This window comes from Stenotrophomonas sp. 2694, from assembly GCF_040548715.1.
GTDB lineage: Bacteria > Pseudomonadota > Gammaproteobacteria > Xanthomonadales > Xanthomonadaceae > Stenotrophomonas > Stenotrophomonas indicatrix.
In genome coordinates this window covers 216791-229235 of sequence record NZ_JBEPSG010000004.1, presented here as the reverse complement: position 1 = coordinate 229235, position 12445 = coordinate 216791, and the positions used below count along the sequence as shown (strand labels likewise).

Annotated in this window: 8 protein-coding genes and 2 tRNA genes; all 10 read right to left on the bottom strand. The window is 64.5% G+C overall.

Features of this window, described 5'->3' with window-relative positions; translation table 11 throughout:
- Positions 1–169 precede the first annotated feature (169 nt).
- On the bottom strand, positions 170–1078 hold the full coding sequence (gene truB, locus ABIA73_RS07505) for a tRNA pseudouridine(55) synthase TruB (RefSeq protein WP_248149282.1): 909 nt from the start codon (positions 1076–1078) through the stop codon (positions 170–172).
- Positions 1079–1187: 109 nt separating this feature from the next.
- Entirely contained in the window at positions 1188–1571 is a 384-nt protein-coding gene (rbfA, locus tag ABIA73_RS07500) for a 30S ribosome-binding factor RbfA (RefSeq protein WP_025876229.1), read from the bottom strand.
- A 92-nt stretch (positions 1572–1663) separates the two neighbouring features.
- A complete protein-coding gene (infB, locus tag ABIA73_RS07495; RefSeq protein WP_025876227.1) occupies positions 1664–4306 on the bottom strand; it encodes a translation initiation factor IF-2 in 2643 nt (880 codons plus the stop codon).
- Positions 4307–4398: 92 nt separating this feature from the next.
- A complete protein-coding gene (nusA, locus tag ABIA73_RS07490) occupies positions 4399–5910 on the bottom strand; it encodes a transcription termination factor NusA (protein WP_025876225.1) in 1512 nt (503 codons plus the stop codon).
- A gap of 4 nt (positions 5911–5914) precedes the next feature.
- A complete protein-coding gene (gene rimP, locus ABIA73_RS07485; RefSeq protein ID WP_025876223.1) occupies positions 5915–6505 on the bottom strand; it encodes a ribosome maturation factor RimP in 591 nt (196 codons plus the stop codon).
- Between the two features lie 400 nt (positions 6506–6905).
- Positions 6906–6982, bottom strand: a tRNA-Met gene (locus tag ABIA73_RS07480).
- Positions 6983–7066: 84 nt separating this feature from the next.
- A tRNA-Met gene (locus ABIA73_RS07475) sits at positions 7067–7143 on the bottom strand.
- Positions 7144–7271: 128 nt separating this feature from the next.
- Positions 7272–8732, bottom strand: a complete 1461-nt coding sequence (gene nuoN, locus ABIA73_RS07470) for an NADH-quinone oxidoreductase subunit NuoN (protein WP_025876222.1) — start codon at positions 8730–8732, stop codon at positions 7272–7274.
- Positions 8733–8747: 15 nt separating this feature from the next.
- On the bottom strand, positions 8748–10256 hold the full coding sequence (locus ABIA73_RS07465) for an NADH-quinone oxidoreductase subunit M (RefSeq protein ID WP_025876221.1): 1509 nt from the start codon (positions 10254–10256) through the stop codon (positions 8748–8750).
- Between the two features lie 23 nt (positions 10257–10279).
- Positions 10280–12439, bottom strand: a complete 2160-nt coding sequence (gene nuoL, locus ABIA73_RS07460) for an NADH-quinone oxidoreductase subunit L (protein ID WP_140226410.1) — start codon at positions 12437–12439, stop codon at positions 10280–10282.
- Between the last annotated feature and the right edge of the window lie 6 nt (positions 12440–12445).

The window sequence follows — 12445 nt, the reverse complement described above, 5'->3', positions numbered from 1 at the left end:
TTCTCTGTGATGCGTGGCCGGCAGGAACGCGCTTTCGCGCACCGCCTGGCTCGCCGTGAACCAACAATGGATGAAACCCGCCTTCGGCAGGCTGCCGTAAAACGGCCGCGGAATTGTAACGGCCAGGGGGCTTTGGAACAAGGTCCGGGGCTGAACCGGGCCTCCTCGTTCAGAGGTTGAAGCGGCGCTGCGGGGCCAGCAGACCGCTGTCGTCGACCTGGCCCAGGCCCTGCACCACCGATCCAGGGCCAAACACCGCCACCAGGCCGCGCGGCCAGGAGAGGTCGCGCTGGCGCTGGCCCACGCAGAAGCGCTGGGTCTGCTCGGCGTCCAGGTCAACCCGGGGGTATTCGGACAGGCCCGCCGCCAGCGGCAGCAGCAGCGCGTCCATGGCGGCCTCATCCTGCGCTTCCACCAGAGCCCTCAGCTGCTCCAGGGTGACCATCGCCGGTTCGTGGAACGGTTCCACCCACAGGCGCCGCAGGGCGCTGATGTGCGCGCCACAGCCCAGCGTTTCACCTAGGTCACGGGCCAGACTGCGGATATAGGTGCCCGAGCCGCAGGTGACCCGCAGCCGCAGCCGCTCGGGCTGCTGCTCCAGAATCTCGATGGCGTGGACCTTGACCTGGCGCTCGGGGGCCTCGATGGCGTCGCCACGGCGGGCCTTCACATACAGCGGCTCCCCGCCCTGCTTGAGCGCGGAATAGATCGGCGCACGCTGCAGGATGTCGCCAAGCAGCGGCGCGATCGCCGCCTGCAGGGCCTCGGCGCTGATCACGGGCACCGGCCGTTCGAGCAGCACCTGGCCCTCGGCGTCGTCGGTATCGGTGGTCTGGCCCAGCACGATCTCGGCGTCGTAGGCCTTGGCCGAGCCCAGCAGCAGGCCGGCAATCTTGGTCGCCTCGCCAAAGCACAGCGGCAACAGGCCGGTGGCCAGCGGGTCGAGGCTGCCGGTGTGGCCGCCCTTCTCTGCACGGAACAGGCGACGGGCGACCTGCAGCGCGGCGTTGGAGCTCATGCCGGTCGGCTTGTCGAGCAGCAGGATGCCATCCAGGCGGCGGAACTGAATTCGGGTCATGACAGGTACGGGTAGCGCCGGGCCATGCCCAGCGAGCGCGCAGCGCGGTCTGCATCAGACATCGCGCAGCCGGAATGCAACAACGCCGGGCATGCCCGGCGTCGCGCGGTTATTCTTCGTCGCCTTCGCGACGCTTTTCGGCGGCCACGGTATCGGGCAGGTCGCGCAACAGGTTGTCGATGCGCTCGCCACGATCGACCGAGTCGTCGTAGTGGAAATGCAGCTCCGGCACATGCCGCAGCTTCATCGCGCGCGCCAGTTCCATGCGCAGGCCCCAGGCCAGTTCCTTCAGGCCCTTCACGGCTTCAACCGAACGTTCCGGCATCAGCGCGGTGACGAACACCTTGGCGTGGGCCATGTCGCGGGTGATTTCCACGTCGGACACGCTCACCGAGGGCAACCCGTGCTCACGCACGGCGTTGTGCACCAGGGTGCCGAGTTCACGGCGCAGCTGGGCGGAGACACGGTCGGTTCGATGGAAAGTCTTGGGCACGAGGGACTCTTGATTGAGTTGTCGCCCGACCAACGGTCGGGCGCTACATGTACATGGTAGGGCCCGACCGTTGGTCGGGCCACCGCACAGCATTACAGGGTGCGCGGCACTTCGATACGCTCGAAGCACTCGATCTGGTCACCCGGCTTGACGTCGTTGTAGGCCTTCACCGCGATACCGCATTCGGTACCGTTGCGGACTTCCTCGACGTTTTCCTTGAAGCGGCGCAGCGATTCCAGCTCGCCTTCGAAGATCACCACGCTGTCGCGCAGGACGCGGATCGGCTTGTTGCGCTTGACCACGCCCTCGATGACCATGCTGCCGGCGACGGCACCCAGCTTGGAGCTGCGGAAGACGTCGCGGACCTCGGCGATACCGATGATCTCTTCGCGGATCTCCACGCCCAGCAGACCGGAGGCCACCTGCTTCACCTGATCGATCACGTCATAGATGATCGAGAAGTAACGCAGGTCCACGCCGTTGGATTCGATGATGCGACGGGCCGAAGCATCCGCACGCACGTTGAAGCCGATGACGGTGGCCTTCGAAGCGGCGGCCGAATTGGCATCCGACTCGGTGATGCCACCCACGCCGGAGTGGATCACGTTGATGCGGATGTCGTCGTTGGACAGCGCCACCAGGGCCTGGCTCAACGCCTGCACCGAACCCTGCACGTCGGCCTTGATGACCAGGTTGAGGACCTGCTGGCCCTCGCCCTTGCCCAGGGTCGCCATGATGTCTTCCATGCGGCTGCCCGCAGTGGCGACCAGGCGCGATTCGCGGCGCTTGGTCTCACGCTGCTGGGCAACGTCCTTGGCCAGACGCTCGTCGTCAACGACGACGAAGTCGTCACCGGCTTCCGGCACGCCGGACAGGCCCAGGACCTGCACCGGGATGGACGGACCAGCGAACTCCGGCTGCTTGCCGGTTTCGTCGAACAGCGCACGCACGCGGCCGTACTGGATGCCGCACACCAGGTAATCGCCCTTCTTCAGGCGGCCCTGCTGCACCAGCACCGTCGCGATCGGGCCACGGCCCTTGTCCAGCGACGATTCGATGACCACGCCGTTGGCACGACCGTCGTCGACCGCCTTCAGTTCCAGCAGTTCAGCCTGGACCGAAACAGCTTCCAGCAGATCGTCGATGCCCAGGCCGGTCTTGGCCGAGATCTCCACCATCTGGGTGTCGCCACCGAAGTCTTCGGCCACGACCTGCTCGGAGAGCAGCTCGTTCTTGACCCGCATCGGGTCGGCACCGGACTTGTCGATCTTGTTGATCGCCACGATCAGCGGCACACCCGCCGAACGGGCGTGCTGGATCGCTTCCTTGGTCTGCGGCATGACGCCGTCATCAGCAGCCACGACCAGCACCACGATATCGGTCAGCTTGGCACCGCGGGCACGCATCGAGGTGAACGCGGCGTGGCCCGGGGTATCCAGGAAGCTGATGACGCCCTTCGGCGTTTCAACGTGGTACGCACCGATGTGCTGGGTGATGCCGCCGGCTTCGCCGGTGGCGACCTTGGTGCGACGGATGTAATCCAGCAGCGAGGTCTTGCCGTGATCGACGTGGCCCATGATGGTGACCACCGGCGGACGCTGCACGGCCTCGCCCTGGTTCTCGCCAGCCGATGCCAACAGCGCGTCTTCAGCGTCGTTGTCGCTGGCGCGGATCGCCTTGTGACCCAGCTCTTCGGTGACCAGTGCCGCAGTGTCGTGGTCGATGGACTGGGTGATGGTGGCCATCACGCCCATCTTGAACAGCGCCTTCACCACCTCGCCGCCCTTCAGCGCGAGCTTCTGCGCCAGGTCGGCCACGGTGATGGTGTCGCCGATCGCCACTTCACGCACGACCGGTGCGGTCGGACGTTCGAAGGCGTGCGGGCCGGAGTTGCCACCGCCGCGCGACATGTCGCGACGGCCGGACGTCGGACGGCTGCCCGGGCGACCACGGTTGTTGCTGTTGTTGCTGTTGCCACGGCGCGCACGATCGGCGGCGGACAAGTGCATCTGACCGGCAAAGCGATCACCCGGGCCACGCTCGTTGCGCGGCGCGTTGCGATTGTTGCGGTCGTCGCTGCGCGGCGGCGCACTACGCGGAGCAGCCGGGGCTGCAGCCGGAGCACGCGGCGGGCGCGGCGCGGTTTCGTCGATCGGCGCGCGCACCTTGGGCTGGCTGGCAGCCAGGGCTTCGGCAGCCTTGGCGGCGACCGCAGCTTCCTCGGCCGCCTTCTTCTCGGCCTCGGCACGCTCCTTGGCAGCGACCTCTTCCTCGCGCTTGCGCACGATTTCCTCGTCACGCAGGCGGTCCTTCTCGGCCAGTGCCTGCTGCTCGGCGAGGTTGCGTGCGCGCGACTCTTCCAGCTTGCGCAGGATGTCGGCACGCTCTTCGTCCGGGGTCATCGCGCGACCACCATCGGCCTTGACGTAGGTGCGCTTCTGGCGCACTTCCACGTTCACGGTTGTCTTGCTGCGACCGGAATTGACCGTCACTTCCTGCTGCTTGCGACGGTTGAGGGTGATCTTCTTGGCAGACTGATCAGTCTCTTCCGGGGCCTGCTCGGGCTTGCCATGCGAACGACGAAGGAAGCCCAGGAGCTTCACTTTCTCGGAGCTGGTCACGACCTGGTCGGGACCGCTGAACTTCATGCCGGCACCAGCCAGCTGTTCCAGCAGTTTTTCGACCGGTGTATTGACCAGTTCAGCAAGCTTGCGGATGGTGGTTTGCTGCGACATTCGGATCCTATGATCTTGTGGGCGCCCCCCCGCATCTGGAGGTGGCGCGGATTCTACGCCCTGATCGGCTCAGGGCCCTGTTCATTGCCGGCTCATTCGCCGCGTTCCAGTCGGGCGATTTCCTCGGCACGCGCGGCCAGGATCAGCGCCGCGGCGCGCTCCTGGTCCAGCCCTTCGATGCCGAAGTCCATGACCTCGTCGGCGGCCAGGTCGGACAAGTCCTCGCTGGTACGCACGCCGTGGCCGGCCAACGCATATGCGGTGGCTTCGTCCATGCCCTTCAGGGACAGCAGGTCCTGCGCCGGCTGGCCGTCCTCCAGGCCTTCCTCGACTGCCAGGGCCTCATTGAGCAGCGCATCGCGGGCACGTGCGCGCAGCTCTTCGACGATGTCTTCGTCGAAACCTTCCACGGCCAGCAGTTCGCCGACCGGTACATATGCGATTTCCTCGACCGTGCCGAAGCCTTCGCTGACCAGGATGCCAGCGATTTCCTCGTCCACTTCCAGCTTGTCCATGAACAGCTGGCGAGCCGAAGCCTGCTCGGCTTCCGACTTGGCGGTCACCTGGTCCTGGGTCATCACGTTCAGCTGCCAACCGGTCAGGCGGCTGGCCAGGCGCACGTTCTGGCCGCCCTTGCCGATCGCCTGGGCCAGGCGGTCTTCAGCAACGGCCAGGTCCATCGAATGCTTGTCTTCATCGACGATGATCGACTGCACTTCGGCCGGCGCCATCGCGTTGATGACGAAGTTGGCCGGGTTCTCGTTCCACAGGACGATGTCCACGCGCTCGCCATTGAGCTCGTTGGACACGGCCTGCACGCGCGAACCACGCATGCCGATGCAGGCGCCGATCGGATCGGTGCGGGCATCGTGGGCGAGCACGGCGATCTTGGCGCGGTCGCCCGGATCGCGGGCGCAGGCCTTGATTTCCACCAGGCCCTGGCCGACTTCCGGCACTTCCAGCTTGAACAGCTCGATCATGAATTCCGGCGCTGCGCGGCTGATGAACAGCTGCGGGCCACGCGGCTCCGAACGCACTTCGGCCAGGTAGCCGCGGACGCGGTCGCCGGCACGCAGGACATCACGCGGAATGCCCTTGTCCTTCGGAATGAAGCCTTCGGCGTTGCCGCCCAGGTCGACATAGATGTTGCCGCGCTCGGCGCGCTTGACCACACCGGTGATCAGCTCACCGACGCGATCGGCCCAGGCATCGACCACCTGCTGGCGCTCGGCTTCGCGCACACGCTGCACGATCACCTGCTTGGCGGCCTGGGCGGCGATGCGACCGAAGTCGGGGTTCTCGATCTGCTCTTCGATGTAATCGCCGACATCCACGCCTTCGGCTTCGTCGATGGCGTCCATCAGGCGGATCTGGCGATCCGGCGATTCCATCACTACGTCGTCGGCCACCACTTCCCAGCGGCGGAAGGTTTCGTAGTTGCCATCCTTGTGGTCGATGACCACGCGGGTCAGCACTTCCTCGTCGGGATAGCGCTTCTTCGCTGCCGAGGCCAGGGCGGCCTCGATGGCATCGAAGATCACTTCACGCGGCACGCCCTTCTCGTTGGCGACCGCGTCCACTACCAGCAACAGTTCCTTGCTCATTGGCTCACTCCGCGCGCGGCTTCTTTGCCGCCGGCTCGTTGGAAGAAGAATTCTTGTTCGGCTTCGGACGCTTCGGTGCCGGACCGGTCGGCTTGCTCGGGGCCAGCCCCAGCGCCACCCAGTCAGGCATGATCCGCGCCTTGTCGATGTTGTCGGCCGACACCACCAGTGCGGCGTTGTCGACGATGAAGGTGATGCTGCCCTGCGCCTCATCGATCGCTTCGATGCGACCCTGCAGGCGACGACGGTTTTCCTGCGGCAGCTTCAGGGTGACCTTGGCCGATTCGCCGAGGTGACGACCGAACTGCTCCAGGTTGAACAGCGGGCGATCCACGCCCGGCGAAGACACTTCCAGCGTGTAATTGCCGCTGATCGGGTCTTCGACGTCCATCTGTGCGGACACTTCGCGGCTTACCCGCTCACAGTCGTCCACATTGATGATGCGCTCCGGCTGTTCCGCCAGCGGCACGTCGATGTAAAGGCGAAGGGTCGCACCGCCGGGGGCCGGCAGATACTCAACGCCCAGCAGCTCCAGGCCCAGCGACACAACGGTCGGGGCGAGCAGATTCGCGATGTCGGTTGCCTTGTCGCTCACAGCCTGCCTTGATCTCTTGGTTGGGTGCCGGCCTTGGCCAGCATGGAAACATGACGCCCCGAAAACGACGAAGGGCCCGCTGGGCCCCTTTTCCGGAAAGACTCCGGTGACTGGATTCCGGTTGCAACGCGCTGAACAAGCGTGCTGCGGCCCTCCTTCCGGGTGGATCTCCGATGGGGAGCGCCGCCGTCAGGGGTACTTCTAGGCCGCTGATGATAGCCCCTGCACCGCTCTGGTGCAAGGCTGCGGCCGTCCTGAAACCCTCCGCTGCACTCGCCGGGCATGGCCCGGCGCTACCGGGTGACCGCGCGATGGTAGCGCCGGGCCATGCCCGGCGGATAGGCGGAAGCCGCAAAGAAAAACGCCCTCGAAGCAGAGCTTCGAAGGCGCATCCTTTACTTGGTAGCGGGGGCAGGATTTGAACCTGCGACCTTCGGGTTATGAGCCCGACGAGCTGCCAGACTGCTCCACCCCGCATCAGAAGCGGAATTATGAGGGATAACTTCAAAACCTGCAAGCTTTTCCTCATTCATCGAATTGGTTGGCGCCGATTCGATGTGTTGGTAGCGGGGGCAGGATTTGAACCTGCGACCTTCGGGTTATGAGCCCGACGAGCTGCCAGACTGCTCCACCCCGCACCGGAAGTGTTTGAACCGCTGCCCCACTCTGGCGAGGGAGGCGCTCCGCAACGATGTTCTGGCTGAACCGCTGCAGTAACAACTCAAGCTGCGTATATTACACGAATCGCGCAGCTTTGTGTCAACTTTTATGCAAGATGCGCAAATGCCTGCTGGCACCAGACCATGATCGGGTTCCAGGCCAGGCCGAGCGCCAGCAATGCCAGTGCGTTAACGCCCAGCACGACACCCAGCACGCGATCCTTGCTGCGCGGCATGGCCTCGCCCACCGGCTCATCGAAGTACATGACCTTGATGACACGCAGGTAGTAGAAGCAGCCGACCACGGCACACAGCACGCCCAGGATCGCCAGCCACAGCAGGCCGCCATTGATGGCAGCGCCGAGCACGGCCAGCTTGGTCCAGAAACCGAGGAACGGCGGAATGCCTGCCAGCGACGCCATGATGCACAGCACCAGGCCGGCCATCCACGGGTTGCGGGCGTTCAGGCCCTTGAAGTCCTCGATGTTCTCGGCCTCGAAGCCGGCGCGCGACAGCGCGATGATCGCGCCGAAAGCAGCAGTCGACATGATCGCGTAGGCCAGGGCGTAGAACAGCGCGGCCGCATAGCCCTGCGAACCGCCGCCGGCGATGCCCATCAGCAGGAAGCCGATATGCGAGACCGTGGAGAACGCCAGCATGCGCTTGAGGTTGCTCTGCGCAATGGCCATCAGGTTGCCGATCACCAGCGAGACCGCGGCCAGGCCAGCGATCAGCAGCTGCAGTTCGGTGGACAGCGGGCCCACGCCCATTTCCAGCAGGCGGTAGGCCATGCCGAAAGCGGCCAGCTTCGGCGCCGAGCTGATGAACAGCGCGACCGGCGCCGGGGCACCCTGGTAAACGTCGGGCAGCCACATGTGGAACGGTGCGGCACCCAGCTTGAAGGCAACGCCGGCAATCATGAACACCGCGCCGGTGACCAGCAGCACGCGCTCTTCCGAGTGTGGGATGGCGGCCTGGATGGCGTCCAGGTGCAGGCTGCCGGTGGCGCCGTAGATCAGCGACATGCCGTACAGCAGCAGGCCCGAGGCCAGCGAACCGAGCACGATGTACTTCATCGCCGCTTCCGAGGCCAGGCCGTTGTCACGGTTGCTGGCAACCAGTGCGTAGGAGCACAGGGCCAGCAGTTCCAGGCCCAGGTACACCATCAGCAGGCTGCCGGCGGACACCAGGATCATCATGCCGGCGGTGCCGAACAGGATCAGCACCGGAATCTCGCCCTGGAACAGCTTGCGCTCGCGCAGGTAGCCCCAGCCGTAGATCAGGGTCAGGCCGCTGAGCAGCACGATCCCGGTCTTCATCACGTCCGCGGCGGTATCGCGCACGAACATGCCATGGAAGACCTCCCCCTGCCCGCCCACGCCGGTGGCCAGCATGAACAGCACCACGGCCAGTGCGGCGACCGAGAACAGGTGGGTGACGATCTTGTTCCGTTCGCTGACGAACAGGTCGAGGATCATCAGGGCGAAGGCACTGCCGATCAGCACCAGCTCGGGAGCGAGCGGTGGCAGGTCAGCAGCGGTCAGTGGCAGCAGCGGCGAGGTGGTCATCATCAAATCCTGGAATTACAGCAACTTGCTGGATGCGATCTGCATCGCCAGCTTTGCGATCGAGGGCTCCATCAGGTCGGTCAGCGGCTTGGGGTAGATGCCCAGGGCCAGTACGCCAATGGCGAACACGCCCAGCACCAGCCATTCGCGGCCGTTGATGTCCTTCAGTTCGGCGACGTGGCTGTTGGCCACCTCACCGAAGAAGATGCGCTTGTACAGCCACAGGGTGTAGGCCGCACCGATGATCAGGGTGGTGGCTGCGCCCAGGGCGATCCACGGGTTCCGCTGGAACGCCGACAGGATGACCATGAATTCACCGACGAAACCGCTGGTGCCCGGCAGGCCGGCGTTGGCCATGAAGAACAGCATGGCGAACGTGGCGAACCACGGCATCACGTTGACCACGCCGCCGTAATCGGCGATGCGGCGGCTGTGCATGCGGTCGTACAGCACGCCGACGCAGGAGAACATCGCGCCGGACACGAAGCCGTGCGAGATCATCTGCACCATGGCGCCCTGCAGGCCCAGGCGGGCCGCATCGACGTTGCCGGCTTCACGCACCAGCCACAGGGCGATGAAGGTACCCAGGGTGACAAAGCCCATGTGCGCGATCGACGAATAGGCGATCAGCTTCTTCATGTCGTCCTGCACCAAGGCGACCAGGCCGACGTAGATCACTGCGATCAGCGACAGCGCGATGACCAGCCATGCCCATTCCTGCGAGGCATCGGGAACGATCGGCAGGTTGAAGCGCAGGAAGCCGTAGCCACCGATCTTCAGCGCGATGGCGGCCAGGATCACCGAACCGGCGGTCGGCGCTTCCACGTGCGCGTCCGGCAGCCAGGTATGCACCGGGAACATCGGCACCTTGACCGCGAACGCGATCAGGAAGGCGAAGAAGATCCAGGTCTGTTCCTTGCCCGACAGCTGCAGTGCGTAGAGGTCGGCCAGCTGGAAGCTGCCGCCCTTCATGTACAGGTAGATCAGCGCCACCAGCATCAGCACCGAGCCGAGGAAGGTGTACAGGAAGAACTTCAGTGCGGCGTAGATGCGACGCGGGCCACCCCAGACACCGATGATCAGGAACATCGGGATCAGCATCGCCTCGAAAAACACGTAGAACAGCATCGCGTCCGTGGCGGCGAAGATGCCGACGGTGACACCTTCCAGGATCAGGAAGGCGGCCACGTACTGGTTCACGCGCTTGTCGATCGCGCTCCAGGCGCCGATCAGGGCGAGCACGCTGACCAGCGTGGTGAGCAGGATCAGCGCTACGGCGATGCCGTCCACGCCCAGGTTGTAGCCGATGTTGTAGGTCGGGATCCAGGCGTGGGTCTCGACGAACTGCAGCGCGTCGATGCCCGGGTTGTAGCCGCCCAGCAGCGACAGACTCGCCACGAAGGTCAGCACCGCGACGCCCAGCGACGCCCAGCGGGCGGTCTGCGCATCACGGATCGCAAGGATCAGGGCACCGCCGAGGATCGGCAGCCAGATGAGGACACTGAGTAGAGGCCAGTTCGACACGTCTTCTTATTCCGTACAGGTCATCAACGCAGGTAATGCATCAGCACGCCCAGGAGGGCAATCAGGCCGATGATCATCGCGAAGGCGTAGTGATAGAGGAAACCGGATTGGGTACGGCGCAGCACGCTGGCTGCGACGTCCACAACACGTGCCGAGAGATTGACCACGCCGTCGACGATGTTGCTGTCGATCCAGCGCGAGACCTTGCCCAGCTTGACGCTGCCACCGGCAAAGCCATCGATCCACAGCTTGTCGAAGCCGTACTTGTTTTCCAGCACGGACACCACCGGGGCGAAGGTCTTGCGTGCCTTGCCCGACAGGTCCGGCTTCCACAGGTAGAACAACGCAGCCAGCAGGAAGCCTGCCAGGGTCAGCCAGAACGGCGGCAGCATCATGCCGTGCAGCGCGAAGGCCACCGGACCATGGAACTCCTCGCCCAGGAAGGCCACGGTGTTCTTGGCCGGATCGTAGAAATCGACGATGCCGGTGAAGAACGTGTTGACCTGGCCCTTGATCGCCGCATGGGCGTGGTGACCGGCCCAGTCGGTGCCGTGCAGCATCGGACCGATGCTGAAGAAACCGATGGCGATCGACGGGATGGCCAGCAGGATCAGCGGCAGCGTCACCACCCACGGGGTTTCATGCGGCTCATGCGGACCGTGGCCATGGCCGTGGTCGTCATGCGCGTCGGCATGATGTGCATCGGCAGCATGGTGGTCGTCATGACCATGGCCATGATCGTCGTGCGCATCGCGGAAGCGTTCCTTGCCGTGGAAGGTCAGGAACAGCAGGCGGAAGCTGTAGAAGCTGGTCACCAGCACGCCACCCAGCACCGCCCAGTAGCCATAGGTGGCCACCCAGCTGTTCTGCATGTGGGCGTGGATCTCGGCGGCCTCGATGATGGTGTCCTTCGAGTAGAAGCCGGAGAAGAACGGCGTACCGACCAGGGCCAGGGTACCGATCCACATGGTGATGAAGGTGATCGGCATGTACTTGCGCAGGCCGCCCATCTTGCGCATGTCCTGCTCGTGGTGCATCGCGATGATGACCGAGCCGGCACCCAGGAACAGCAGCGCCTTGAAGAAGGCGTGGGTCATCAGGTGGAACACGGCAGCGGAGTACGCCGACACGCCCAGCGCCACTGTCATGTAACCCAACTGGGACAGCGTGGAGTACGCGACGACGCGCTTGATGTCATTCTGCACGATGCCGATCAGGCCGGTGAAGAACGCGGTGGTGGCACCGATGAACAGGATGAAGTTCAACGCGGTCTGCGACAGCTCGAACAGCGGCGACATGCGGGTGACCATGAAGATACCGGCGGTCACCATCGTCGCGGCGTGGATCAGTGCCGAGATCGGGGTCGGGCCTTCCATCGAATCAGGCAGCCAGACGTGCAGCGGAACCTGGGCCGACTTGCCCATGGCACCGATGAACAGGCCGATGCAGATGACGGTGGCGATCGACCAGATCACCGGCTCGTTCAGCAGCTGCATGCCGAACATGGTGCCGTCCCAGATCTGCAGCTGGGCGCGCGGGTCGGCGAGCATGCCGGCCTGCGAGAACACCTGCGAGTAGTCCAGGGTACCGAACACCCACAACACGCCGGCGATGCCCAGCAGGAAGCCGAAGTCACCGACGCGGTTGACCAGGAACGCCTTCATGTTGGCGAAGATCGCGGTCGGGCGCTTGAACCAGAAACCGATCAGCAGGTACGACACCAGGCCCACTGCTTCCCAGCCGAAGAACAGCTGCAGGAAGTTGTTGCTCATCACCAGGGTGAGCATCGAGAAGGTGAACAGCGAGATGTAGCTGAAGAACCGCTGGTAACCCGGATCATCCTGCATGTAGCCGATCGTGTAGATGTGGACCAGCAGCGACACGAAGGTCACCACCACCATCATCATCGCGGTCAGCTTGTCGACCATGAAGCCGACATGGGCCGAGTACTGGCCGACTTCGAAGAACGTGTACAGGTTCTGGTTGAACGGCTGCGCCCCGCCCCACAGCAGCTGGTAGAGCGTGTGCATCGACAGGCCGCAGGCAACCGCGACACCGAGGATCGTGATGGTCTGCGCACCGAAGCGCTTGACCTGGCGACCGAACAGGCCGGCGATGATGCTGCCGAACAGCGGTGCAAGCACCACTGCGATCAACAGACTCTTGGAGAGAGTGATTTCCATCTGTGG